At 62.9% G+C, this 25,443-nt stretch carries 24 protein-coding genes; 9 read left to right on the top strand and 15 right to left on the bottom strand.

Annotated features, from left to right (window positions below; all coding sequences use genetic code 11):
• Positions 1-118: 118 nt before the first annotated feature.
• The 4 genes from PQR54_RS04480 to aspT (PQR54_RS04465) form a co-directional block, all read right to left on the bottom strand.
• Positions 119-1,342, bottom strand: a complete 1,224-nt coding sequence (locus tag PQR54_RS04480; RefSeq protein WP_408244256.1) for a pyridoxal-phosphate-dependent aminotransferase family protein — start codon at positions 1,340-1,342, stop codon at positions 119-121.
• 152 nt (positions 1,343-1,494) lie between these two features.
• Entirely contained in the window at positions 1,495-3,159 is a 1,665-nt protein-coding gene (locus PQR54_RS04475; protein WP_408244229.1) for a bifunctional aspartate transaminase/aspartate 4-decarboxylase, read from the bottom strand.
• 92 nt (positions 3,160-3,251) lie between these two features.
• Positions 3,252-4,934, bottom strand: coding sequence for an aspartate-alanine antiporter (gene aspT, locus PQR54_RS04470; protein WP_408244228.1), 1,683 nt, complete (start codon positions 4,932-4,934; stop codon positions 3,252-3,254).
• A 153-nt stretch (positions 4,935-5,087) separates the two neighbouring features.
• Entirely contained in the window at positions 5,088-6,770 is a 1,683-nt protein-coding gene (gene aspT / locus PQR54_RS04465; RefSeq protein WP_408244227.1) for an aspartate-alanine antiporter, read from the bottom strand.
• Between the two features lie 527 nt (positions 6,771-7,297).
• On the opposite strand from aspT (PQR54_RS04465), the gene PQR54_RS04460 reads away from it, so the two are divergent.
• Complete coding sequence (locus PQR54_RS04460; RefSeq protein ID WP_408244226.1) at positions 7,298-8,296, top strand: 2-hydroxyacid dehydrogenase; 999 nt, start codon at positions 7,298-7,300, stop codon at positions 8,294-8,296.
• On the opposite strand, the gene PQR54_RS04455 is transcribed toward PQR54_RS04460, so the two are convergent.
• A complete protein-coding gene (locus PQR54_RS04455; protein WP_408244225.1) occupies positions 8,293-8,907 on the bottom strand; it encodes a plasmid fertility inhibition factor family protein in 615 nt (204 codons plus the stop codon). The two genes, PQR54_RS04460 and PQR54_RS04455, sit on opposite strands and share 4 nt — an antisense overlap.
• A gap of 92 nt (positions 8,908-8,999) precedes the next feature.
• Between PQR54_RS04455 and PQR54_RS04450 the strand changes: the two genes are divergently transcribed.
• The 3 genes from PQR54_RS04450 (at position 9,000) to PQR54_RS04440 (ending at position 12,426) form a co-directional block, all read left to right on the top strand.
• A complete protein-coding gene (locus PQR54_RS04450) occupies positions 9,000-9,824 on the top strand; it encodes a crotonase/enoyl-CoA hydratase family protein (RefSeq protein ID WP_408244224.1) in 825 nt (274 codons plus the stop codon).
• Between the two features lie 192 nt (positions 9,825-10,016).
• Positions 10,017-11,183: an MFS transporter gene (locus tag PQR54_RS04445; protein WP_012431842.1), complete on the top strand. Its 1,167-nt coding sequence runs from the start codon at positions 10,017-10,019 to the stop codon at positions 11,181-11,183.
• A gap of 82 nt (positions 11,184-11,265) precedes the next feature.
• Positions 11,266-12,426 carry an MFS transporter gene (locus tag PQR54_RS04440; protein ID WP_408244223.1) on the top strand — a complete coding sequence of 387 codons (1,161 nt, stop codon included), beginning with the start codon at positions 11,266-11,268 and terminating at the stop codon, positions 12,424-12,426.
• Between the two features lie 119 nt (positions 12,427-12,545).
• On the opposite strand, the gene fahA is transcribed toward PQR54_RS04440, so the two are convergent.
• Genes fahA through PQR54_RS04425 form a run of 3 tightly spaced genes read right to left on the bottom strand, consistent with a single transcriptional unit; the run spans position 12,546 to position 16,598 of the window.
• Positions 12,546-13,856, bottom strand: a complete 1,311-nt coding sequence (fahA, locus tag PQR54_RS04435; RefSeq protein ID WP_408244222.1) for a fumarylacetoacetase — start codon at positions 13,854-13,856, stop codon at positions 12,546-12,548.
• The gene (hmgA, locus tag PQR54_RS04430) at positions 13,853-15,199 is read right to left on the bottom strand and encodes a homogentisate 1,2-dioxygenase (RefSeq protein WP_408244221.1); all 1,347 of its coding nucleotides are present in this window, start codon (positions 15,197-15,199) and stop codon (positions 13,853-13,855) included. Before hmgA ends, fahA begins: the two co-directional genes overlap by 4 nt.
• Before the next feature lie 34 nt (positions 15,200-15,233).
• A complete protein-coding gene (locus PQR54_RS04425; RefSeq protein ID WP_408244220.1) occupies positions 15,234-16,598 on the bottom strand; it encodes an MFS transporter in 1,365 nt (454 codons plus the stop codon).
• A 357-nt stretch (positions 16,599-16,955) separates the two neighbouring features.
• Between PQR54_RS04425 and PQR54_RS04420 the strand changes: the two genes are divergently transcribed.
• A complete protein-coding gene (locus PQR54_RS04420; RefSeq protein WP_408244255.1) occupies positions 16,956-17,789 on the top strand; it encodes a diguanylate phosphodiesterase in 834 nt (277 codons plus the stop codon).
• Between the two features lie 44 nt (positions 17,790-17,833).
• Here PQR54_RS04420 and PQR54_RS04415 read toward each other — a convergent pair whose 3' ends face one another.
• Positions 17,834-18,619, bottom strand: a complete 786-nt coding sequence (locus PQR54_RS04415; protein ID WP_408244219.1) for an IclR family transcriptional regulator — start codon at positions 18,617-18,619, stop codon at positions 17,834-17,836.
• A 104-nt stretch (positions 18,620-18,723) separates the two neighbouring features.
• Here PQR54_RS04415 and PQR54_RS04410 point away from each other — a divergent pair, with 104 nt between their 5' ends.
• Positions 18,724-19,914, top strand: coding sequence for an acyl-CoA dehydrogenase (locus tag PQR54_RS04410; RefSeq protein WP_408244218.1), 1,191 nt, complete (start codon positions 18,724-18,726; stop codon positions 19,912-19,914).
• 150 nt (positions 19,915-20,064) lie between these two features.
• Here the strand turns inward: PQR54_RS04410 and PQR54_RS04405 are convergent, their stop codons facing one another.
• A complete protein-coding gene (locus PQR54_RS04405) occupies positions 20,065-20,703 on the bottom strand; it encodes a peroxiredoxin (protein ID WP_116119029.1) in 639 nt (212 codons plus the stop codon).
• 340 nt (positions 20,704-21,043) lie between these two features.
• Between PQR54_RS04405 and PQR54_RS04400 the strand changes: the two genes are divergently transcribed.
• From PQR54_RS04400 to PQR54_RS04390, 3 genes are all read left to right on the top strand, one after another.
• Positions 21,044-21,346 carry an ElaB/YgaM/YqjD family protein gene (locus PQR54_RS04400; RefSeq protein WP_011486909.1) on the top strand — a complete coding sequence of 101 codons (303 nt, stop codon included), beginning with the start codon at positions 21,044-21,046 and terminating at the stop codon, positions 21,344-21,346.
• Between the two features lie 134 nt (positions 21,347-21,480).
• Positions 21,481-21,867, top strand: a complete 387-nt coding sequence (locus tag PQR54_RS04395; RefSeq protein WP_408244217.1) for a phage holin family protein — start codon at positions 21,481-21,483, stop codon at positions 21,865-21,867.
• Between the two features lie 121 nt (positions 21,868-21,988).
• Positions 21,989-22,468, top strand: a complete 480-nt coding sequence (locus tag PQR54_RS04390) for a DUF3318 domain-containing protein (protein WP_408244216.1) — start codon at positions 21,989-21,991, stop codon at positions 22,466-22,468.
• 64 nt (positions 22,469-22,532) lie between these two features.
• Here PQR54_RS04390 and PQR54_RS04385 read toward each other — a convergent pair whose 3' ends face one another.
• From PQR54_RS04385 to PQR54_RS04365, 5 genes are all read right to left on the bottom strand, one after another.
• Positions 22,533-22,961, bottom strand: a complete 429-nt coding sequence (locus tag PQR54_RS04385; RefSeq protein ID WP_408244215.1) for a type IV pilin protein — start codon at positions 22,959-22,961, stop codon at positions 22,533-22,535.
• A 10-nt stretch (positions 22,962-22,971) separates the two neighbouring features.
• A complete protein-coding gene (locus PQR54_RS04380; protein ID WP_408244214.1) occupies positions 22,972-23,451 on the bottom strand; it encodes a pilus assembly PilX family protein in 480 nt (159 codons plus the stop codon).
• Between the two features lie 137 nt (positions 23,452-23,588).
• Complete coding sequence (locus PQR54_RS04375; RefSeq protein WP_408244213.1) at positions 23,589-24,401, bottom strand: PilW family protein; 813 nt, start codon at positions 24,399-24,401, stop codon at positions 23,589-23,591.
• Positions 24,398-24,844 (bottom strand): type IV pilus modification PilV family protein, encoded by a 447-nt coding sequence (locus tag PQR54_RS04370; RefSeq protein ID WP_408244212.1) that lies wholly within the window; start codon positions 24,842-24,844, stop codon positions 24,398-24,400. Before PQR54_RS04370 ends, PQR54_RS04375 begins: the two co-directional genes overlap by 4 nt.
• The gene (locus PQR54_RS04365; RefSeq protein ID WP_408244211.1) at positions 24,841-25,401 is read right to left on the bottom strand and encodes a GspH/FimT family pseudopilin; all 561 of its coding nucleotides are present in this window, start codon (positions 25,399-25,401) and stop codon (positions 24,841-24,843) included. Before PQR54_RS04365 ends, PQR54_RS04370 begins: the two co-directional genes overlap by 4 nt.
• Positions 25,402-25,443 lie beyond the last annotated feature (42 nt).

The raw sequence follows: 25,443 nt of genomic DNA, 5'->3' as shown, positions 1-25,443 counted from the left end.
CGCGGCAAAGAAAGTAGGTGCCGCCCCGCACAGGGGCAACGCTAATAGACCACAAACATATCAAGGAAAGGCCAAACCCTTAGGATCACATAAAAAGCACCAATCAGGCATGCCACCCCTACCGTGCTCCCGACAACCCTCTCTCCAAAGCCGCAACCCCAGCAGGCAAATCAACCTTAACCCCAAGATCCACCATAGTCCTCCCAAGCGCATGCACAGTGCGAAACAGGTTATGTTCCCGACACTGCTCCCCCATCTGCCCGACACGAACGATTGGCAATCCAAAAGACCCAGAAATCTCAACCTGATGCATCCGCGAAATATGCGAACAAACATCAGCAGGACTGAACCCATCGGGCACCTCAATCCCAACAACAGAATTCAACCGACAAGCCTCAGGCGTATACAACCGCAACCCCATCGCAGCGACCCCATCCTGCAACGCCAGCGAGCACTTCAAATGCCGTGCAAACCGCTTCTCCAGCGTCTCCGCACAAACGAGCCTCAAAGCTTCATGTAGGGCGAGAACCCCAGAAACAGGCGCCGTATAGTGATACCCCGCGTTATGCCAAAAATTCTCCGCGAGCGAAGCATCCAGACACCAATGCGCATTCGGCGCAGTGCGCCCCTTCACGCGTTCCCAGGCCGCATCGGAAAACGCAATCAACGACACCCCAGGAATCGACGACAACCCCTTCTGCCCACCCGTAATAACCGCATCGATTCCCCACGCATCCATCTCCAACGGCATCGTACTCAACGTACAAACCGCATCGACGATCACCAACGCGCCAGCGGCCTTCGCCAACTCGGCGATCTCCTTCAGGTGATAGTTCCAAACCGTATTCGACGTCTCGCCCTGCACCACCGTCACGATTTCGGGACGCTCACGCCGAATCGCCTCGGCAATCTCTTCGAGACTCGCGACCGCGCGATCGGCGACATCGAGCGTGCTCACCCGCGCGCCGACGCGCCTCCCCATCTCCGCCATCCGTTCGCTGAAAAAACCATTCTTGATGGAAAGCACCCGCGTGCCTTCCCACGCGAGGTTCGAAATCGCCATCTCCATCGCGGCCGACCCCGGTCCGGCCACGCCGAGCACCCATTTCGAGTTCGTCTGGAACACATAGCGCGCCATCGACTTCACCTGCCCGATCACCTTCACCATCGTGCCGCCCAGGTGATTGATCACGATCGCGTTGGCCTTGGCCACCGCTGCGGGAATCGGCACGGGGCCGGCGCCCATCATCAGGAGCGGCTCTTCGGGAAGAATGGCGTCGAGCGACTCGACAACCGGACAAGGCACTGCGGAGGATGCGGATGTGAATGATGAAGTCGGCATGATGATCGGTACGTGAATGTCAGGACGCAAAGGAGCAAACGGCCCCGCCAGCTTGAACGCTGGCGAGGCCGCCTGTTCGATCATTCACCGATCTGCGCGATTGCGCAAGTTTTTTGACTATGCTCGACCGCGCGACACGGTCGATAAAGCCGTCATTTCACCTTAGTTTTGTCGAGATTCTTGCCGGTCGCGGCATTGAAACGCTCCACATACTCTTCGATCAGCCTGCGCAGCGCGCGGCCGATCTGCCGGTAGTCGGACTCGTTGAGGTTCGCCAGCGACACTCGGCCCGACGGATGCTGCGTGCCGAAGCCAAGCCCCGGCAACAGCACGACCCGTGCTTCGCGGGCGAGACGGAACAGCAACTCGGAAGGTTCGGTGTTCTTCAACAACCACTCGACGAACTCGCGTCCGAACATCCGCTCGCCGAGGAATTCGACGTCGAGAATCGTGTAATAGTCGACCTGGTTCGGATCGTCGTCCTCGAACGAAATGCCGACCTCTTCGTAAAGCGCCTGTTTGCGCTTGCGAATCAGACGCTTCAACGCGTTCTTGTAGGCGTCCGGCGTGTCCATCAGCGAGAACAGCGAAAACAGCACCATCTGCACCTGCTGCGGCGTCGACAAACCCGCCGTGTGATTCAGCGCGACGGTGCGGCTGTCGGCCACCAGGCGGTCGATGAACTTGAGCTTGTCCGGCTCCGTCGTGATCGACTCGTAACGTTCGTGCAACTGCTTCTTCGCGTCCTTCGGCAAGTCGGCGATCAGCTTGTCGAGCACGTTGTCGCGGTGTGTCGCGATCGTACCCAGACGCCAGCCGGTCGCGCCAAAGTACTTCGAGTACGAGTACACGAGAATGGTGTTCTTCGGCGCGAGCGCGAATAGCGATACGAAGTCGTCGGCAAAGGTGCCGTACACGTCGTCGGTCAGCAGGATCAGATCGGGCCGTTCCTTGACGATGTCGGCGATGTACTGAAGGCTCTCGTCATTGATCTTCACCGAAGGCGGATTGCTCGGATTCACGAGGAAGAACGCCTTCACCTTCGGATCGCGCAGCTTGTCGAGTTCCTTCTTCGAATACTGCCAGCCGTTCGCCACGTCGGCTTCGAGATTCACTACGTTGAGCCTGTAGTCGTTCAGGCGCGGAATCTCGATGTACGGCGTGAAGATCGGCATGCCGAGCGCGATCGTGTCGCCCGCCTTGATCAGGTGGTTCTCGCGCATCGTGTTGAAGATGTACGTCATCGCCGCCGTGCCGCCCTCCACCGCGAACACGTCGAACTCGCCGACAAAAGGATGGTCGCCGATCATCTCCTTGCGCAGATATTGCCCGACGATCAGTTCGGACAGCTTGAGCATGCGGTCCGGCACCGGGTAGTTCGAAGCGAGAATGCCCTCGCACATTTCATACAGGAAGTCGCCCGCCGAGTAGCCCAACTGGTCGCGCACGTACGACACCGCGCCGCGCAAAAAGTCGATGCCCGCCACGCCCTTGTTTTCGCGCAGGAACAGATCGAAGCGTTCTTCGAGGCCATCGCGTCGCGGAAAGCCGCCCACGCCTTCCGGCATGTAGGCAAACGAGCGCTCCGATTCGCGCATCGCAAAGAGGCCGAGTTGCCAGAAGCCGTGGCGCGGAATCGTCGCCAGAAAATTGGGGTTGCCGCGGCCGGCGTTGAGCATCGATGCATTTGCGGGCCGCTCCACGGCGCCGCCACCGGCCGCCTTGATCAGCTCGTCCTTCAACTCGAACGGGCTGAGCGCGGCCATTCCTGCTTGCGCCATATCTGCGTGCTTCTTGTCGCCCTTCTCTTTTGCCATGATGCGTTCTCCAATGAGTCAAGTGAAAGACGCCGGCGCGGCGATGATCGCCCGATGAGCGCCGGCGCAAGAGAGATCGATGGATGCCCGCGCTAGACGAGCCCGACCACGAGCGGCCCGAGCAGCGTCAGCGCCACGTTCGCGATGGCATACGTGATCGCGAACGGCACGGTCGGCACGGCGCTTTCCGCCTTGTCGAGCACGCCGCCGAATGCCGGATTCGCGCTGCGCGAGCCGGACAGCGCACCGGCCAGAATGGCCGCGTTGTTGTACTTCAGCACGTAGCGGCCGAACAGCATGGTGAGCAGCAAAGGAAACAGCGTGACGAACACGCCGAGCAGGAAAATCGTGATGCCGAGTTGCTTGACGGTCACCACGGCCTGCAATCCCGAGTTCAGCCCCACCACCACCACGAATGCCGCGAGACCGAAATCCTGCAGCAGCCGTGAAGCCGCCGACGGCATCACGCCGTACATGGGATGCTTGCCGCGCATCCAGCCGAACAGCAGGCCGGCCAGCAGACAGCCGCCGCCCGAGCCGAGCGTGAGCGGAATACCGCCGACGTTGATCACGATCAGCCCGATCAGCAAGCCGAGCACGAGGCCGACGCCCATGTAGATGAAGTCGGTTTTGATGCTGTACGGCAACTCGTAGCCGGCGGCGTCGACGGCGCGCTTGGTGTCTTTCGGCGAACCATAGAAGGTGATGACGTCGCCGTGCTCGAGTTCGGTTTCCGGCAGAATCGGCAGCGGCTGACCGGCGCGCGAAATGCCCTGGATGTAGACACCGTGGCGCATATCGCGGTCCACCACTTGTCGCGCGGCGGCGATCGTGGTGTGATTCATGCCCTTGCGCGTGAACACGCCTTGACGTGTCTGCATGACGACGCCGACGTCCTCGAGGGTGGCCACCTCGCCGCCGCTCGCGCCGAATGCGACCACGGCTTCACGGCGGCCCACCACCAGCACCACGTCATCGGGCTTCAATACGAGGTCGGGCGCCGGGTCGAGTTGCTGGCCATCGCGCTTGATCCGCTCGATCGTCAACAAGTCCTGATGCTGCGTTTCGACGGCCTTCACCGTTTTCCCTGCGCTGACGTCGATCTTGTACGCGCGGCCGACCATCTCGGGCAACGCGGAAAGCTGCCCCGGTCCAACGGACGGCGCGCCTGACGTCAACTCGCGTTCCGCCTGGATCGCGGCGTCGCGCAAACTTTGGCCCATGAATTTGGGCAGAATATTCACGCACACGATAATCGCGCCGAGCGAGCCGAACACGTAGGTCACCGCGTAGGCGATCGCCACGTCCGACTGCAGCGACTTGACCTGATCGGCGGGCAAGCCGAGACGCGCGATCGCGTCGCCCGCCGTGCCGATAATCGCCGACTGCGTGAGCGCGCCGCCCGCGAGCCCGGCGGCAAGCCCCTTGTTCAGATGGAACAGCTTCGCGCAGACGACCACGGTAACCAGCGCGCTGACCGCCAGAAACACGGCCATCGCGATCTCGCGCAGCGTCTTGCGGTTGAGCGAATTGAAGAACCCAGGCCCGGAGTCGTAGCCGACCGCGTAGATGAAGACGGCGAACATGACCGACTTCACGCCGTTATCGATCGTCACGCCCGCCTGACTGATCACGACCGCGGCCAGCAGCGACCCTCCCACGCCGCCCAACTGGAACTTGCCGAAGTTGATCTGCCCGATGAAGTAGCCGACTGCGAGAGACAGAAACAGCGCAATCTCGGGTGATTTCTGAAAGATGTGGTGTAGCCAGTCCATCGTGCCCTCGCTGGATAGTTTGCGATACTGAGTACTTTACTGAGTGCGCCCTGCGCACACGGAGCGCCATCGTGTCGCGCGCCGTATGCCACATGCCGCGTGCCGCATCGGCCGACCGTGGCATGGCGCGCCACGTCCGGCACATCTGCCCGCCTAGTGGAATTTCCCGGCGAGGCCGACGACTACCGGCCCCATCAGCGGCAACAGAATGTTCGAGAGTGCATAGGTGATCGTGTAGCCGATCACCGGCGTGGAATTTCCCGTGACGCCCACGAGTGCGCTGATCGCGGGCGTGCTGCATTGCTGGCCGGCAATCGCGCCGAGCAGCATGGGCGCTTCGAGCTTGAGGAACATGCGGCCGATCCATAACGACAGCAGTCCGGGCACGAGCACCATCAGAATCCCGGCCACCGGCAACGCGAGGCCGTATTCACGCACCAGCTTGATGGCGTCCGGTCCCGCCGACAGTCCTACTGCCGCGATGAAAGTGGCGAGACCAAAGTCCTTGAGGATTTGCGCGGCCGCCGAAGGCAGCGAACCAATCAGCGGATATCGCGAACGGATCCAGCCGAACAGCAGCCCCGACAGCAGGCAACCGCCGCCGGTACCGAGCGCGATCGACACGCCGCCCACCCGTCCGCCGAGATGACCGATCGCCATGCCGACCAGCACGCCCAGAGCCCGATAGACGAAGTCGGTCTTCTGCGTTGCGACGAGTAGGTAGCCCAGACGCTTCGCGCCGCGTGCGACATCGGCCTTTGCGCCCACTAACGTCAATACGTCGCCACGATTCAATTCGGTGCCGGGCAGCGCCGGCACCGTGGTTTCGAGCCGCGTGACCGCCGCGATGTAAACGCCGCGGCCGTTCTCCGGCGTCGCCTGTTCGCGCACCTGCGCGATGGTCCGGCCGTGCAGGTCGCGGCGCGTCAGCACCACATCGACTTTTTCGGCGACTATGAGGCCGAAGTCCGCGCCGCTCACTTCGTCGCCGAGACTGGCCGCGGCCGCCACGATCGCTTCACGCCGCCCCGCCAGCAGAATGACGTCGTTGGGCGCGAGCGTCAGTTGCGGTTCGGCCGGCACGGTCGCGCCGTTGCGCCGCACGCGCTCGACCGTCAGGTTGAAGCCGTACTGCTGTTCGAACGCCTGGATCGTCGCGCCAGCGGCCGCGCCGACGAGAAACGCCCGCCCCACCAGCGCCGGCGCAGCCGCGCGCTGGCCCTCGCCGAACGAGCCTTCGCCGCCGAGCTTGCGCCAGACGCGCTCGGCTTCGTCGCGCAGATTGACGCGCAACAGCAGCGGCGCGAACTGGCTCGTAAAGAGCACGATGGTGATCAGGCCGAACAGGTAGCTCACGCTGTACGCGGTCACGATATTGGCCTGCAGTCGGACCGTTTCCGCGTCGCCGAAGCCGAGCTTGGCGATCGCCTCGGACGCCGTGCCGATCACGGCGGATTCCGTCGCGGCGCCGGCCAACAGACCGGCCGCCGTGCCGGCATCGAGCCGCATGACGGCCACCGCGATCATGATCAGCACCAGCACCGACACGATCTCGACCACCGACAGCAGCCCGTAACGCCATCCGCGCCCGATATTGGCAAAGAACTGCGGCCCGCCGGTAAAGCCCAGCGCGAAGATGAACAGCGCGAAAGCGATGTTCTTCAGATCGGGCGCGATGCGCGCGCCAGTCTGGCCCAACAACAACGCGACGATCAACGTGCCGCACACGCCGCCGAGCTGAATCGGACCGATGCGGAACGAACCAATGAAATATCCAATTGCAAGGCTTGCGAACAGCGCGATCTCCGGTTGAGACCTCAGCAATTCACCGATCATGTTGGCTCGCCGATTGACGGGTTTATTAGCAGGAGACTGAACAACCACTCGAAAGAAACTCGAATAGATTAATTCGTCGCAGTTTGACGCACGCGGTACTCAACCAGCATCGCGATTGAGTGAAAACTTAATTTATGGCAATGAAATGACGCGAGTTGGGCCTGGGCTGATTTGCCGCAATGCAGCGGCACGTATTGAAACAGTCTTCCGATAGCTCGACAGTCACTCTTTCCTCGCGAAGTCGCCTTGCGCCTTGAAGAAGACATCGTCTGCTGATGGCCAATTTAAATACAGCATGAGTGAACATGCTTTTGTCAGACTGCTTTTTTAATAAATATTGTAATTTCGTGTGGCTGTCAATATTATTTTTAACTCGTGTTTCGCTTGACTTCGCAAAAGAATGATTTTTAGCAAAGGCGAATGGATTGGAAATGCATGCGTGCGCGACGCTAACCTATACTGGACCGCTCGCCTGCCGCGCCCTGAGTCCGCTTCTTTAGCGCGGTACACATTCTTCGGAGCCCGACATGCGCATGATCCTGTTCAGCAGCCGCCAATACGACCGCGACACGTTCACCGAAGCCAACGCCACGCATCGCTACGAGCTGCACTGCCAGGAGTCGCACCTCGACAGCGAAACGGCCATTCTTGCGCAGGGCTACGAAGTGGTGTGTCCGTTCGTCAACGACAACGTCGACGCGGCGGTACTGGAGCGGCTTCATGCCGGCGGCACGCGCATGATCGCGCTGCGCTCGGCGGGCTTCAATCACGTCGATCTGGCCGCGGCCGAGCGCCTCGGCATCACGGTCGCGCGGGTGCCGGCCTATTCGCCGCACGCGGTGGCCGAACATGCGGTCGGCTTGATTCTGGCGTTGAACCGGCGGCTGCCGCGCGCCGTCGCACGCACGCGCGAAGGCGACTTTTCGCTGCACGGTCTGCTCGGTTTCGATCTGCATGGCAAGACCGTGGGCGTGATCGGCACCGGCATGATCGGCCGCGTATTCGGGCGCATCATGGCGGGCTTCGGCATGCAGGTGCTCGCGTACGACCCCGGCAAGCCCGCCGACGATCTGCTCGCGCTCGGCGCCCGCTACGTGCCGCTCGACGCGCTGCTCGCCGAGTCCGACGTGGTCAGCCTGCATTGTCCGCTGGTGCCGGACACGTACCATTTGATCGACGGACCCGCACTCGCCAGGATGAAGCGCGGCGCGATGCTGATCAATACGGGCCGTGGCGGCCTCGTCGAGAGCAATGCCCTGATCGGGGCGCTGAAAGATGGCCAGCTCGGCCATCTCGGGCTCGACGTGTACGAGGAAGAAAGCGGCCTGTTCTTCGAGGATCACTCGAACCTGCCTTTGCAGGACGATGTGCTCGCGCGTCTGTTGATGTTCCCGAACGTGATCGTCACCGCGCATCAGGCGTTCTTCACGCGCGAGGCGATCAACGAGATCGCCCAGACCACGCTGGACAACGTCGCGGCCTGGCAAGCCGGTACGCCGCGCAACGTGGTGCGCGCGCCTGGCTAGACGCCGCCGTTGTTCAGCGGCGTCGCGCGGACCACGGTGCGCGCGTCGTCCGCGGCGCCGCAGAGTTCGCGCAGCAAGGTCGCCTCGCGTTCGTGCACTTCCACCGGAAACCAGCGCGCGCCCGCATCGGCCAGATAGCGCGCACGATGCTGGCCGTTGCGAAACGCCACCACGCCTTCGCGCTCCAGTCCGAACCAGCCCAGCAGACCCGGCGCGCGACGCGTCGAGATGGTCACGTACGGCATCTGCGGGATACGCGGATTCTCCGGATCGAGAAACTCGCGAATGCCGCGCACCTTGCCCGAATGCCATTCGGCGACCGGCTTCAGCACGTAATCGGTATTGTCGCGATCGGCGCACGCGAGCAGCTTGCGCACGTCGACGAGCACGACCTGATGGCGCGTGCCGTCCGTGACGAAGACGCGTTTCAGGCGCACATGGTCGTACCATGAATGCTCTTGCAGAGGCACGGTCCAGACCGTTTCGGCACAAGCCGGCGCGGCGGCTGACGATGAGTTGGACAAGGGCAAAGGCAGGCTCGATAAGCTGGCGAAAAGACGCCAGCGTGTTAGGAGAGCGCTTACGCTACGAGCCGATTGTGTAAGAAGCATGACAGACCACGGTATTAATTACTCTGCATGAGCACGCTGCTCATTACCCCGCAACGAGCGGGTGGACGCTGACGACTTCTACGGTGACAACGATGATAACCACGCAAAATTTCAACGACCACGTGCGCATCGAAGCTAATCAGGATATCGGCGTGGCCACGATCGTCCTTGAGCGTCCCGCGCGTCGAAATGCCGTGGATCGTCCTGTCGCCGAGGCGCTCAGCGCCGCGTTCGGCCGCTTCGAGGCGGAGCCGGCCTGGCGCGCGGCGGTGCTGTTCGGCGCAGGCGGCACCTTTTGCGCCGGCGCGGACCTGACCGCTCTCGCCGACGACACCCGCCGCAACGAACTGCACGCAGACGGCAGCGGCCCCGGTCCGATGGGACCGACGCGCATGAGCTTCAGCAAGCCGGTGATTGCCGCGATTGCGGGCTATGCGGTGGCGGGCGGGCTGGAACTGGCGGCGCTGTGCGATCTCAGAGTCGTCGAAGAGGACGCGTTGCTCGGCGTGTTCTGCCGACGCGTCGGCATTCCGCTGATCGACGGCGGCACGATCCGCTTGCCGCGTTTGATCGGACTCTCCCGTGCGCTGGACCTGATCCTGACCGGCCGTGCGGTGAGCGCGCAGGAAGCGCTCAGCTTCGGTCTCGCCAATCGCGTCGTACCGAAAGGCACGGCACGCGCGGCGGCCGAGCAGCTGGCCGCCGAACTGGCCGCCTTTCCGCAGGCCGCGCTGCTCGCCGACCGCCGTTCGGTGCTGGAAAACAGCATGCTCGACGATGTCGCCGAAGCATTGCGCCGTGAAGGCGCGGGCGGCTATCAAGCGGTTTTCGACGAAGGCGTGGCGGGCGCCGCGCAATTCGCCGGCGGCGCCGGCCGCCACGGCAACACGCTCGACCCCGACGGCGGCGGCCGCTAGGAACGCAGCGAGGCTCGCGGTTGGCAGCGGCTTTCAGCAAAAAACAACATCCGTGTTGACCTTCAGCAGGCCCGTTTTGACTTAGGTAGAATCCCCTACTGTTTTACCCCTGTACGGCGCATGCGTTTTCGCCCCGAAAATGCGCGCCGGCCGCGCGACGCCTCCCGTCGCGCCGATTCACGCTCCTTCACCATGCCTTTACCCCTGCTTGCTCTTGCCGTTGCCGCGTTTGGAATCGGTACCACCGAATTCGTGATCATGGGGCTGCTGCCCGATGTCGCGCGCGACCTGTCCGTGTCGATCCCGGCGGCCGGCATGCTGGTGTCGGCGTATGCGCTCGGCGTCACCATCGGCGCGCCGATCGTCGCGATCGCGGTCGCCAACATGCCGCGCAAAAAGGCGTTGATGAGCCTGATCGGCGTGTTCATCGTCGGCAATCTGCTGTGCGCGGTCGCGCCGGGCTACGCGGTGCTGATGGCCGCGCGCATCGTGACCGCGTTCTGCCATGGCGCGTTCTTTGGCATCGGCTCGGTGGTGGCTGCGGGCCTCGTCGCGCCGAACCGTCGCGCGCAAGCCATCGCGCTGATGTTCACGGGCCTCACGCTCGCCAACGTGCTGGGCGTGCCGCTCGGCACCGCGCTTGGCCAGGCGGTCGGCTGGCGCGCCACCTTCTGGGCGGTGACAGGCATCGGCGTCGTCGCGGCGGCCGCGCTCGCCGTGTGCCTGCCGGCGAAGATCGAGATGCAGAAGGCGAGCCTCGTCCGCGAATTCAGCGTGTTGAAGAACCCGCAAGTGCTGATGGTGCTCGGCATCAGCGTGCTCGCGTCGGCGAGCCTCTTCTCCACCTTCACGTACATCACGCCGATTCTCGAAGACGTGACCGGCTTCACGCCGCACGCGGTCACGCTCGTGTTGCTGCTGTTCGGCCTCGGCCTGACGGTGGGCAGCACGCTCGGCGGCAAGCTCGCGGACTGGCGGCTGATGCCTTCGCTCGTGGCGTTTCTGCTGGCTATCGTCGTGATTCTGACCATCTTCGCCGGCACCATGCATGCGGAGATCCCGGCGATGATCACGATTTTCGTGTGGGGCATTCTGGCTTTCGCAATCGTGCCGCCGCTGCAAATGCTGATCGTCGACCGCGCGAGCCATGCGCCGAATCTGGCCTCGACCTTGAATCAGGGCGCCTTCAACCTCGGCAATGCGACGGGCGCCTGGCTCGGCGGCATGGCGATCGGCGCCGGCGCACCGCTCACGACGCTGCCGTGGGTCGGCGTGGCGACGTCGATCGGCGCGCTGGTGCTGACGCTGTGGTCGGTGTCGATCGACCGGCGTGCGCAACGTATGGCGATGGTGGGCTAAGCGCCTGCTTGTACGCTTCGTACGCTCGTCACAAACCGCACGCAGGTGCGGATGACTCACGGCCGTAGTAGCATCTCGGCCGATGAAAGTCATCTTCACTCGCGATTTCCTCGCTTTGATCCTGAGCGTCGCCGTCGTCGGACTCGGCAGCGGCGCGACGCTTCCCCTCACCGCCCTCGCGCTCACGCAAGCCGGCTACGGCACCGACGTGGTCGGCCTGCTGACCGCCGCGCAAGCGGGCGGCGGGCTCGTCATCGTGCCGCTCGCGGGATGGATCGCCGCGCGTTTCGGCGGCCGCCAGGTGATCGTCGGTGCGGTGCTGGTGGTGGCGTTCGCCACCGCGCTGATGCAACTCACGTCGAACCTGTGGCTCTGGGCCGTGCTGCGCGTGCTGTGCGGCGCGGCGCTGATGCTGCTCTTCACGATCGGCGAAGCCTGGGTCAATCAATTGGCCGACGACGCCACGCGCGGCCGCGTGATCGCCATCTACGCGACCAACTTCACGCTGTTCCAGATGGCCGGTCCCGTGCTGGTGAGTCAGATTGCCGGCTTCGCGCAATGGCGCTTCCTGATTTGCGGCGCGATCTTCCTGCTGGCGCTGCCGATGCTCGCCACGATCCGCAAGACGCCGCAAGCATCCGAGGATGAGCACGCGGCGCACGGCAGCTGGCGTCACGTTTTGCCGCAGATGCCGGCGCTGGTGATCGGCACCGGCTTCTTCGCGTTGTTCGACACGATCGCGCTCTCGCTACTGCCGCTCTTTGCCATGTCGCACGGCATTACGAGCGAGGTGGCCGTGCTGTTCGCGTCGGCGTTGTTGCTCGGCGATACGACGATGCAGTTCCCGATCGGCTGGCTCGCCGACCGGCTTGGACGAGAGCGCGTGCATATCGGTTGCGGTGTGATCGTCGTGGCGCTGCTACCCTTGCTGCCGTGGGCGATCGCCTCGCCGTGGCTGTGCTGGCCGCTGCTGTATGTGCTCGGCGCGGCAGCCGGCGCGATTTATACGCTGTCGCTGGTTGCCTGTGGCGAACGCTTTCGCGGTGTCGCGCTGGTGTCCGCGAGCTCGCTGGTGGGCGCGTCGTGGAGCGCGGCGAGTTTCGGTGGGCCGCTGGTGGCCGGGGCGTTGATGAAGGGCGTCGGGAATGACGCGATGGTCGGCGTGCTGCTTGCTGCGGCGCTGGCGTTTCTGGCGGCGGTTTGGTGGGAGAGACGGCGGGCGCTGGTGCGGGTCGCGGATTGATCAACACGCTCTGACGCGGCGCAAGATGATGCGTGAATAACAAAACGGGGAAGCCATCGATCGCGGCTTCCCCATTTTTCGTCATGCACGCTGCGAGCGCCTCGCCCGCTATGACAGCGTTACTTCAACGCCGGCAAAATCTCCCCGACACACGCGCCAAAACCCACACGATAACCATCACCCTGGCACCATCCGGCGAGCGTCAACTCATCGCCGTCTTCGATGAAACTGCGCGTGCCGCCTTCCTGCAACTCCAGCGGCTTCTTGCCGTTCCACGTCAACTCCAGCAGGCTGCCGAACGAATCTTCCGTCGGTCCGCTGATCGTCCCCGAGCCCATCAGATCGCCCACGCGCGTATTGCAGCCCGACACCGTGTGATGCGCGAGCTGCTGCGCCATCGTCCAGTACATGTGCTTGAAGTTGGTCCGCGAAATCGTGCTCGCCTCTTTCGCCTGCTGCGGGCGCAGCGTCACTTCCAGCGTGATATCGAATGCGTGCTCGCCCTCATGACGCAGGTACGCGAGCGGCTGCGGTTCCTGCGCCGGCTGCGCGACGCGGAACGGTTCGAGCGCGTCGAGCGTCACAATCCACGGCGAAATCGTGGTCGCGAAGGTCTTCGCGTTGAACGGTCCGAGCGGTACGTATTCCCATTGCTGGATATCGCGCGCACTCCAGTCGTTCAGCAGCACCATGCCGAAGATATGCGCTTCCGCATCTGCGCACGCAACCGGCTCGCCCAAGGCATTGCCGGCGCCGATCACGAAGCCCGTTTCCAGTTCGATATCCAGCTTGCGGCACGCGCCGAACACAGGACGATCCTGATCCGGCAGCTTCAACTGTCCATTTGGACGACGCACCGGCGTGCCGCTCACCACCACCGACGACGCCCTCCCGTTGTATCCGATCGGCATCTCCGACCAGTTCGGCAGCAGCGCATTCTTTGGATCGCGGAACATGGAGCCGACGTTCGTCGCGTGCTCCTTCGACGAATAGAAATCGGTGTAGCCGGGAATCTGCACCGGTAGATGCAATTGCGCATCCGCCTGGCGGATCAGTGCGCGACTGCGGAGTTCGACATCGTCGCGCAACGTCGCGTTATCGCGTGACAGCAGCTTGCTCAACTGAATGCGCACGCCGCGCCATGCGTCACGACCGAGTGCGATGAAATCGTTCAACGCGTCGCGCACGAACACGCTGTTGCCCACAGCCGATGAAGGCACGCTCAGCAGCCCCGCGCTTTCGAGCGCGGCCAGATCGACGATGCTGTCGCCTATCGCGACACCCACGCGGCGAGTCGCATTCAGGTGGTCGCTAAAAACGCCGAACGGCAGATTCTGAATCGAAAAATCGCTCGCTGAATGGTTGGCCGACTCGACCCAACTCTTGCGCGACGGATCGAGCGTCGCCTGAAGATCGCTCAATGCGTTCATCGTTGCTCCGGGTTGAAGTGTTTCGTGAGACCTTGCCAGCACTCATAGTAATGCGCCTGCAATTGCGCCGTTTCGAGCGCGAAGCGGGTCGGCTTGATCAGCGTGCGCGTCTCGAACATGAAGGCCATCGTGTCGCCGACTTTCTTCGGCGTCGACGTATCGCTGTGCGAGGCTTTCTCGAACGTCTCCGCATCGGGTCCATGACCCGACATGCAGTTATGCAACGACGCGCCGCCCGGGACGAAACCTTCGGCCTTGGCGTCGTACACGCCGTGCACGAGGCCCATGAACTCGCTTGCCACATTGCGATGGAACCAGGGCGGGCGGAAGGTATTTTCGGCGGCGAGCCAGCGCGGCGGGAAGATCACGAAGTCTATGCTATCGACGCCCGGCGTATCGGTTTGCGATTGCAGCACAAGAAAGATCGACGGATCCGGATGGTCGAAGCTGATCGAGCCGATCGTGTTGAAGCGGCGCAGATCGTACTTGTATGGCGCGTAATTGCCGTGCCATGCGACCACGTCGAGCGGCGAGTGGCCGATGTCCGCGCGCCACAGGTTGCCGTTCATCTTGGCGACGAGTTCGAAGTCGCCTTCACGGTCTTCATAGGCCGCATGCGGCGTGAGGAAATCACGCGGATTGGCGAGACCGTTCGAGCCGATCGGACCAAGGTCCGGCAAACGCAGCAACGCCCCGAAGTTCTCGCAGATGTAGCCGCGCGCCACGCCGTCCGGCAGGCTCACCGCGAAGCGCACGCCGCGCGGAATCACCGCGATTTCGAACGGCTCGACGTCGAGCTTGCCGAGTTCGGTGGCGATGTGCAGGCGCCCTTCCTGAGGCACGATCAGCAATTCGCCGTCGGCGGTATAGAAGAAGCGGTCCTGCATCGAGCGGTTCGCCGCGTACAGGTGAATCGCGCAGCCGGTCATCGACTCGGCCGCGCCGTTGCCCGCCATCGTCACCCAGCCGTCGATAAAGTCGGTCGGCTCGGCCGGCATCGGCAACGCGTCCCAGCGCAACTGGTTGGGCGGCGTCGGCGGCACCTCGGCGAAGTTGGCGACGAGCCGCTCCGAAGGCAGTTGCGTGAACGGCATATGCACCGCCGCCGGCCGAATCCGGTACAACCACGAGCGGCGATTATGGCCGCGCGGCGCGGTGAACGCCGTGCCCGACAGTTGTTCGGCGTACAGACCATAAGCCGCGCGCTGCGGCGAATTGCGGCCTTCCGGCAACGCGCCCGGCAAGGCCTCGGTGGCGAATTCGTTCGCGAAGCCCGACTGATAGCCGGGCTCGATTTCGAGCCGCGATCTGCCAGTGTTCGGCGTACGGGTTGGGGTATCCATGTCAGGTTCTCCGTTGATACTCGATCTCGTCATTTCATGCGGTCCGCGGCTCCGACGGCTGGCCGCGTTGGCGCGTCGCGGCGGCCAGCGCGATCACCAGCAGCGCGGAGCACAGCACCGGCAGGGCCGCCGCATGAAACAGCGCGGCATTCGACCAGTTCAGCGCGATCAGCTGACCGCCGATCAGCGGCCCGATCACCGAACCGATCCGGCCGATGCCGAGGCTCCAGCCGATGCCGGTCGAACGCAGCGTGGTCGGATAAAAATGACCGGCCAGCGCGTTGACCGCCGGTTGTCCGCCGACCACGCAGAAGCCGCCCGCGAACACCACTAGCAGCAGCCACGGCAGTAGGTGCGCCACCGTACCGATCGTGCCGACCGCCAGCGCCGCGCCCGCGAAACACACGAACAGCACGCGCACAAAACCAAAACGTTCGATGAACCAGCCGAGCAGCAAGGTGCCGACCACGCCGCCCGTCTGCAACACCGTGCCGACGATCACCGCCGTGCTCGGCGAATAGCCGGCGTCGCGCATCACGGTGGGCAGCCAGTTCGACAGGAAGTACAGATCGATCAGGTTCATGAAGCTGATCGCCCACAAAATCAAGGTTACCGGACCGCGGCCGGCGCGGAACAGTTCGGCGACCGGCGCGCCGCCGTTGCCCTTCTCACGCACGACGAGCCGCGTGTTCGCATCGATCGGCAGCGCTGGGTTGAACTTCGCGAGCCAGCGCAACGCGCGCTCGCTGCGGCCTTTGAGAACGAGGAATTGCAGCGACTCCGGCAACGCAACAAGCATCGCCAAAGCAAGCAGCAGCGGCACGGCGCCGCCAACCCAGAACACCGCGCGCCAGCCATAAGCCGGAATCAGCGCGGCGCTGATAAAGCCGCCGAGCGCCGCGCCCAACGTGAAGCCGCACGACACCAGCATCATGCGCTTGACGCGATGCGCGGGGGTCGAGAATTCGCCGACCAGCGCCATCGCGTTCGGCATGATGCAGCCGAGCCCGAGGCCGGTGATGAAGCGCAGCGCGATCAGCGCGGGGATCGTGGTGACGAAGGGCGTGGCCAGCATGGACAGCGCGAAGAAGAAGGTCGAGCCGATCAAAACCGGACGGCGTCCGATACGGTCCGCCAGCACCGACAACCCGAGCGCGCCGAGCAGCATGCCGAACAGGCTCGCGCTGAACACTGGGCCGAGCGCCGCCTTCGAGACATGCCATTCGCCGATCACGCTCGGCGCGACGTAGCCCATCGCCTGCGCGTCGAAGCCGTCGATCACGAGGCACAGCCCGCATAGCGCGAGCAGCAACAACTGAAATGCCGGGTGATGCGTCTCGGCGAGCACGTGCTCGACTTCGATCACATTGGCGGCGGCCACGGCCGGTTTCGCGCTCATTGGGTCGTCTCCTGATGCTGGCTGAATGGATTGTTCGTTGGTTGCGATGGGGCTGAACACTGCCAGAGAAGCGCCTGTGATCGGCGCTCGGGCTGCATGCACGGCACAGGCCATCCGCGATCACTGCTCGATCGCAATTTACGTATAGTAAAACGAATTACGAATAGTGAAATTAACGTAAACCCTGAAAAATCGTCTGAAATCTCCGGGCGGCCCGTCGGCACAAGCGTTCGCCGGATAACGTTATGAGCAATTTGTTCATGTGAGCGCGGTGCGGACTGCTACCATCAATGGATGCGGCAATCGCGTCGCGTTGCCGCGCGCCGAGCGCATCACTATCGCCATCCATACGTCTACATGATTCCGCCGACCATCCCCAACCTCATAGCCCGCTCCGCCGATCATCCGTTTCTCGGCGAGCATCTGGTGATGGGGCAAGGCTTGCATCACGACGTCGCGCTGGCGCAATTCGACGGCTTCGAACTCGCCAGTGCCTATGAGCCGATCTTCGATATCAGCGTGCATGCGTTGGCGCAGTCGCTTTCGTCGGGGGTCGAAGGAGTGGACCGTTTCGGCGATGAACTCGGCTTCCAGGCCGTCACGCACCAGGTCGACGCGGCGCCGTTCGATGTGTTCGATCCGTTCGACCGCATCGCCGACGATCAGGAATTGGTCGCGCTCGATCGCATGTCGCGTGCGCTGCACGCCATCAATTTCTTCGGAGCGCAGCGGCATGGACTGCTATTTCTGCGCGTGCACGAACGGCTGCTCAAGAGCGTGAAGTACGACCACGGGCGGCATTTTTCGAGTGTGCTGGTGTCGTTCGGATTGAACCCGTCGCGGGTGGTGATCGAGTTGCCGGCGGCGGCGGTCGCGCATAAGACGTTTCTCGGCTATCTGACCAAGAGCTACCAGCACTACGGCTTCAAGGTGGCGGGCAATCTGTCCAACGCGGGGCAGATTCTGTCGGTGTCGGAGACCGCGCGACTCGACTTCATCAAGATGGATGCCGGCACCGCTTTGCGCGATGCCACGGTTAAACCGCTAGTGGGTTATGCAGGCCGGTTGCGGATCCCGCTGATTTTCAACAACGTGGTGGATGAAACGCAGTTCGAGGCTTTGCAGCAGTACGACGTGCGCTTCGTGCAAGGGCCGTTGTTCAATGCGCATTATCACGACCGGGCAGTTTGAGCAGCAGGTTGCCCTGATGCATTGACGAACGCGCACCGCCCGCTTCAACCGGTATCGCCCAGACGCCGCGCAAGCGCCTTTAGCCGTGGCGCGACGTTGTCACGAAACACATCCTCTCCCATCGACGACGCCGGCCCGCTGCAACTCAGCACCAGCCAGCGCCCTTCGCGCGGCTCGCGAAACGGCACGGCGACCGCGTTCACGTCGTCGTGCCACGCGCGGAACGAATAGCAGCAGCGCTGCTCGCCGAAAGCGGCGATTTCTTGCTCGGCGTCGGCGACCAGTTCGGCGCCTGCCTTGCCGGCCGCTTTTTTCAGTTCCACCAGTAATGCGGCGCGCACGTCGAACGGTTGCACGGCCAGATAGGCGCGGCCCATCGAACTCGTCAGCATCGACAGTTTCGAACCGGACGCCAGCCCAAGCGTCAACGCGGTTTCGCTGCGGATCGTCTCCAGATAAATCATGTCGAGTCCGTCGCGGCAACCGAGCGAAACTGCCGCGCCTACGTCGCGTGCGAATACGCGCATGTGCGGGCGCGCGAGTTCGAGCGTGTCCGTACCCGAAAGCAGCGCGAAACCGAGCGACAACACACCGGCGTCGAGCGCGTATTTGCCCAGCGTTTCGTCGAGCCGCAGATAACCGAGCACAGTCAGCGTATAGGCAAGACGGTTGACGGTTGCCTTGGGCAAACCCGTTCGTTCGACGAAATCGCGATTGCCGAGCATCGTTTCGCCCGGCTTGAACGCGCGCAGCAAATCCAGCCCGCGCGCCAGAGCGACGACAAATTTGCGCTCGTCGAGCGGTTCGGTTGGAGTAGATGTTGGCGTCATGGGGTGATACACTCGGACGTGGTTTGCAAAACATTGTTTCGCATAGCGGAACTCAAGTCAAGCGCAAACACGTTTCCGTCAAGCAAGGAATCAGGAGATAAGCCATGGCCGAGGCCGCGCAGTTTCACTGGGAAGACCCGTTGCTGCTGGATCAGCAGCTCACCGAAGACGAACGCATGGTGCGCGACGCCGCCGCCGCTTACTCGCAGGACAAGCTGCAGCCGCGCGTGCTCGAAGCATTCCGTCATGAGAAGACCGACATCGAGATCTTTCGCGAGATGGGCGAACTCGGACTGCTCGGCCCGACCATTCCTGAGCAATACGGCGGCCCCGGTCTGAACTACGTGGCGTACGGCTTGATCGCGCGTGAAGTGGAGCGCGTCGATTCCGGCTACCGGTCGATGATGTCGGTGCAGTCGTCGCTGGTCATGGTGCCGATCTACGAATTCGGCTCGGAGGCGCAGAAGCAGAAGTACCTGCCGAAGCTCGCCACCGGCGAATGGATCGGCTGCTTTGGTCTGACCGAACCGAATCACGGCTCCGATCCGGGCAGCATGGTCACGCGGGCCAAGAAGGTCGACGGCGGCTATTCGCTGTCGGGCTCGAAGATGTGGATCACCAATTCGCCGATCGCCGATGTGTTCGTCGTGTGGGCGAAGCTCGAAGAAGATGGCAAGGACTCGATCCGCGGCTTCATTCTCGAGAAGGGCTGGAAAGGATTGTCGGCGCCGACCATCCACAGCAAGGTGGGTCTGCGCGCGTCGATCACCGGCGAGATCGTGCTCGACGAAGTGTTCGTGCCGGAAGAGAACCGCTTTCCGGAAGTCAGCGGCTTGCGCGGTCCGTTCACGTGCCTCAACTCGGCGCGCTACGGCATCGCCTGGGGCGCGCTCGGCGCGGCTGAATCATGCTGGCACACCGCGCGTCAGTACGTGCTGGATCGCAAGCAGTTCGGCCGGCCGCTCGCCGCGAACCAGTTGATCCAGAAGAAGCTCGCCGACATGCAAACCGAAATCACGCTCGGTCTGCAAGGCGTGCTGCGCCTTGGCCGCATGAAGGACGAAGGCACGGCGGCCGTCGAGATCACTTCGATCATGAAGCGCAATTCATGCGGAAAGGCACTGGACATTGCACGGCTCGCACGCGACATGCTCGGCGGCAACGGCATCTCGGACGAGTTCGGCATTGCGCGGCATCTGGTGAATCTGGAAGTGGTGAACACCTACGAAGGCACGCACGACATCCACGCTTTGATTCTCGGGCGCGCGCAAACGGGTATTCAGGCTTTTTTCTGAAGGTTTTCTGAAGCGCGAATCGCGCGGGTTGCTCCGATTGCGGCAGGTTTGCGCATCACGACAAAAAAAGCCAGTTCATTGCTGAACTGGCTTTTTTCTTTCGATTCAGAGCACCGCGGCTAGCGATCCGCTTTGTGGCGCATCAGCCGCTTACTTGTTCGGCTGCGGCGTCATGCGCAGATACGGACGCAGCGCCTTGTAGCCCTTCGGGAATTTCTGCTTGATGACTTCCTCGTCCTTCAGCGACGGGACGATCACCACGTCATCACCCTGCTTCCAGTTGCCCGGTGTGGCGACCGAGTGGCTGTCGGTGAGCTGCAGCGAATCGATCACGCGCAGCACTTCGTCGAAGTTGCGGCCGGTGCTCGCCGGATAGGTGATGATCAGGCGCACCTTCTTCTTCGGGTCGATCACGAACAGCGAGCGCACCGTGAGCGTCTCGTTGGCGTTCGGGTGAATCATGTCGTACAACTCGGCGACCTTGCGATCGCCGTCCGCGAGAATCGGGAAGCCGACATTGGCGGCTTGAGTCTCGTTAATGTCTTTGATCCACTCTTTGTGCGACTCGGCGCTGTCCACCGACAACGCGATGGTCTTCACATTGCGCTTGTCGAATTCGTCGGCCAGCTTGGCGGTCAAGCCGAGTTCGGTCGTGCAGACCGGCGTGAAGTCGGCGGGATGCGAGAACAACACGCCCCAGCTATCGCCCAGCCATTCGTGGAATTTGATCGGGCCGACACTCGACTGCTGTTCGAAATCCGGCGCGATATCGCCAAGACGTAGACTCATTGTGCATCTCCTGTAGGTTTGGACATTGCCGCACGAGCATTCACGCGGCGCCCCGCAACGATAAAGCATACGGGAGTGACGGTGTATGTCGAACCAACATCGCGTCACTACTTTATGCGTTTTTGTAATTTTCACCGATTTAGTGGAAACTTTGCGGGACAGATCAACTCCATCTTAAGCAAACTTTGTCTGCACGTTGTGCGGCGGCGGCGTTGTTTGTGGCTATGCTTCAAGCGGGAACGGTTCGTGCGTTGTTGTGAACCAACCGAGCCCTGCGCTCGCCAGCGGCCGTTTCTTTGGTTACGATTCACGCGTGGCGTGAGACGAAGGGGAGCTGTCAATGTCGGAAATCAACAAGGAGAGATTGATGTCGGATATCAAAACCGTCCTCGCGGACGCTGAAGATCTGCTGAAACAGGCCGCGAGCGCCACTGGCGAGCGCGCTTCGGAACTGCGTGAAACGGCGCTGACGCGCCTGAAGCAAGCCAGGGAAAAGGCGGCCGACGTTCAGGTCGTGGTGGTCGAAAAAGGCAAGAAGGCGGCCCGCGCCACCGACGACTACGTGCACGAGCATCCGTGGGCATCCATCGGCATTGCCGCTGGCGCCGGCGTGCTGCTTGGGCTGTTGATCAACCGCAAGTAAAACACTGGCAATGTCGCCGGGCGTGTCTTGTCCGGCGCACCAGCGAATCGAGTTGACCGGCGCACGCCTGGCCGGTCCGCTTCTTCTGGCGCGCGCGCGCGCCGGTTAGGCCTTCACGCGCAACGCCCACAGCCATGACGATCGAAACACAATCGCAGCGCGGAGAACATAGTCCGTTGCGCCGCATAATCGGTTCCGTGTTTGCCATTCTGCAGACGCGGCTGGAACTAGTCGGCATCGAACTCGCCGAAGAGAAGGACCGTTTGCTCGCCGTGCTGTTCCTCGGCCTTGCCGCCATGATGCTCGCCACCATGGCCTTGATCGCGCTGACTGCGCTGATCGCCATCGCGTTCTGGGACACCTACCGCTGGCAGGCGCTGGCAGGCATCACCGCGGTTTATGCGGTTGCGGGATTAGCCTGTGCACTAAAAGCGCGCAGCGGTTTGCGCAATGCGCCAATGGTGTTCGAAGCGACCCTCGCCGAGTTTGAAAAAGACCGCGACGTGTTCCGCAAACCGTGACCCGGAAAACGCAACGGCGAGGCATTCGCGCCCTGCGTTTTTGGTCCTGCGTTTTGCTTAACAAATTCGCGCGATTTGCAGCGCCGTTCCACTGCTCCACCTTCACTGCCGCCGACACGCCATGAGCCAGATCCATTCCGATACCGCGTTCCGCAACAAACGCCACCAGGCCAAAGATCTGAGCGCGCCGCATTTGCGCGCACTGCGCAAGGAGCTGCTGCTGGTGCGCGCGGATGTCGAGCGCATGGAACTCGCTCAGGCGACCATCGAGTTGCGGCAGGCGGTTACGCACTTCAGTTGGCTCAAATTTATTCTGCCGGGCTTCGGCGGCATGCGCGTCGGTAAAGGCTCGACTGCGAGTTTTCTCAACGCGGGCAGCATTGGCGCTTTGCTCAAACAGTATCCGCTCATCAGCTCGATCGCCTCGATCGTGCTTGCCAAGCCGCTGCGCACAACGGTCGCAGCCGGCGCCAAACCCGTGCTCAAGTGGGGCAGCCTTGGGCTTGCCGCGTGGGAAGCCTATCGGATCTGGCAGCAGATGAAACGGGATTCGGCGACGCCATCGGGCAACAAGGTTGAGTCGACGGATAGTGGGTACTGAAAGACGACGCGGCGTGCCGTCTCGCCTTGTTTCAGTCCGATTCGGTTCCGTCAGATCCGGTTCGCTAGCTCGTATTCCAGCAGTCGTTGGTTGCGGCGCTCGAACCGGTTGCGCCGTTTTTGTTGCCGCGTAATCCTGTCGCATCGAGCGTGAAAATGCCGCATGTGTCGTCGTGCATCGGGCCGGACTCGCTCGGCGTTGCCTCGATCGCATAGCCACCGTTTGCATCGTCCGCGGGCAGTACATGCAAGCGATAGACAGCCGTGCCGAATTGCGGCGCCTGATCGAGGCCGGGGGGCAATGTCGGTGCGCTGTCGTTTGTCGCTCCCTCGATGAATTGAGCCGCGCGATAAAGCGCGGACGCGGCGTCGATTCGATGAGTTCGCGCGACATGGCTGCGATACGAAGGCACGGCAAAGACGGCCAGCGTGGCGGCAATCGCCAGCGTGATCATCAGCTCGAGCAGCGTGAATCCGGATGCATGCGGCTTCATGTCGCCTCCGTCAAAATGGCCTGGCGGCAACGCGGCGCCAATGACGTTCGATCTTCTCTCCATCGACCACCAGTTCCATCTGAAGCCATACCTGCGACTCGCTGGTGCGGCCGAAACCTCGCGACGTCAATAGATACGCCTTAGCATCGGCACGAGTGGCGAGACGCCACGCCTCGATCAGACATTGCGGCGCGCGAGGCGATCCTGGCCATTGCGCCACGGGCGTGACGGCCCCTGCTTCGAATGCGGCTGCGAGTTTCCATTGCGCCGGCGCGCCGGATGCGACCGGCAGCGGTGCAGCGGACTGCGTGCTTGCAGCCGCGATGACGCTGCGGGCGCATAAGGTCAGCGCCGAATCCGCGGCGTGAAAGGCCTGCAAGTACTCGCGGACGTTGGTGGTGCCATGCGCTGCCGCCAGTGACGTTTCAAACCAGGCTGCGGAAGTGACCAGCATCATTGTTGAAATCAGCAGGACGATCGGCAGGACCATACCGTGTTGCCTGGTGAGTCGCACGTTGCACCGCGTTCGACTGAGGCCTCCCAGGTTTGCCGGGTTTGCCATCTGACCGTGAAGTCTCATGCACTTCCCCTCCGTACGGCACCGCTGCTTTTCCTTTCGTGGTTTCGTCACAGCGAATCCTCCACGTGATTGCGTATTGCCACACGCCGCCAGAACGCCTGACGCGGTCGTGAATCCGCACCGAGAGCGCTTACGCCATCGCAATCGACATAGCGCGAACGCTGTTGCCCCAGTGGCGCGCCGCGTACAAGCACGCAAAGATCGACGGCGACGATCTTCGCCCATTGATCGGCCATCACGGCCGAAGCGTCGATCGCTGCCAGCCCACCGGCTAGCCAGTACTTGATCCGCAAGCGCTCGATGCCTTCGACCAGCGGCTGCGCGGATCCCGCCTTACCGTTGCCCTCGCAGTAAAGTTCCGGCTCACCGGTCGAACCGCTAACCCTCGCGAAGTACCGGTTGACGACCGCCACGCCCTGGTCGCCGAGTGCGGCGCTGCTGCCGGACACGGCCTGTCCGAGGCAGTCGGTTGTTTGCCCGCTGGCCGATGGCCACGTGGAGACGTTGTCACCGACATAACGGACCGCGACGCCGTCCGAGTGACTGGGCAAGGTCTCGCAGGCGAGGCTATCGTCCGCGCCGGTCGGGCGGCCTCCCGAGCATCCGAACATCGGCGGTGGACTGTTGTACCGCGCGATGTCGGCGGGTACGAAGCCTGCCATTTGCAATTGCTGGCCAATCAGCGTCAGCGCAGTCAGACCGGCTTCGCGAATCCGCATCGCATCGCTCGCGCGTTCGAATGCGCTCCGCTGCGTCGTATAGAGCGAGACAGCACCCGCGGTCACTAGCAGCCCCAGCGCCATGGCGATCACGAATTCGACCAGTGTGTGGCCGCGAGCAGAATTCGAACGCCGCGTCATTTCGCAAACGCCAGCACGACGCATGAAGAGCCCACGGGCAGATCCGCTCCGCCGCAGGGCGCGGGCTTGTCGATCACGTCGTCGGAACGTGGCAAGTCACGTAGTGAGGTCCATGTCACACGCGCAGCGGACACACCGCTGCTGTCACCTACCGAGGCTTCGCCATGCGGTAAAAGTGTCGCTGCCCGTGCGCTCCATTGTCTGATTGCGGAGTCGCCCGAAGTGGGAGCGCACATCGCCTCCGCGACGGAATCGGCTATCCAGGCAGCATGTTCGCGCTGGGACATCGCGCGGGCTTCACGCGCGGTCCACAATTGACCGGCGATCAAGCCAAGCGCGGTGACCGCCATTAAGGCGACAGCCAGCATGACTTCGATCAACGAGTCGCCGCCACACCTGGAATCGCAGCAGCGCGAGCGCGGACTCTGCGAATATCGTCTCATGACGCTACTCCGCATGCGCCCTCGACGATCCGCGCGCGGCCGCCCGCTGCGATGCGAATGCAGCGTCGCCACTTGTCCCCTTGCGTCACCCTCGACGGCGTACGCGGCGCGATATCAAAACTGCGAAACGTACCGATCAATTGCCCGGCCGGCGGCGTGAACGTGAGATTCGTCTGCGTGCCAGTGATACTCACGGCCGCAAGCAAAGGTTGCGCACGCAATAGCGATAGCGTGCCGCCACGGTCGGCCAGAACGGCCCAACCGCACGACCAGTCAGCGACGCCGTTGCCGCACGGCTGCCCCGCCGCAAGACAATGCCGCGCGGCGTCGGTCCGGCACACGGTGACGCGTGCGCCTCGACGTAACGCTTCACTGCGCGCATAAGCGAGCGTCGAGGCAAGCGCCTTCGCGCGGGCGTCGACCTGGTCTCGCACGTGCCACGCTACGAACGACGGCGTAGCCATCACAGCGACCACGGCCAGTAGCGCAATAACGGCCAGCGTTTCGACAAGCGTGAAGCCGCGGTATCGCGGCGGACGGACTGCATTCCAATTCATCTGCATCCCTGATCGATTCGAAGAATGCAGCCAATCTAGCGA

Source organism: Paraburkholderia phytofirmans (assembly GCF_046028095.1).
In the GTDB taxonomy this organism is placed as follows: Bacteria; Pseudomonadota; Gammaproteobacteria; order Burkholderiales; family Burkholderiaceae; genus Paraburkholderia; species Paraburkholderia phytofirmans_A.
This window is presented reverse-complemented; position numbering and strand designations above follow the sequence as displayed.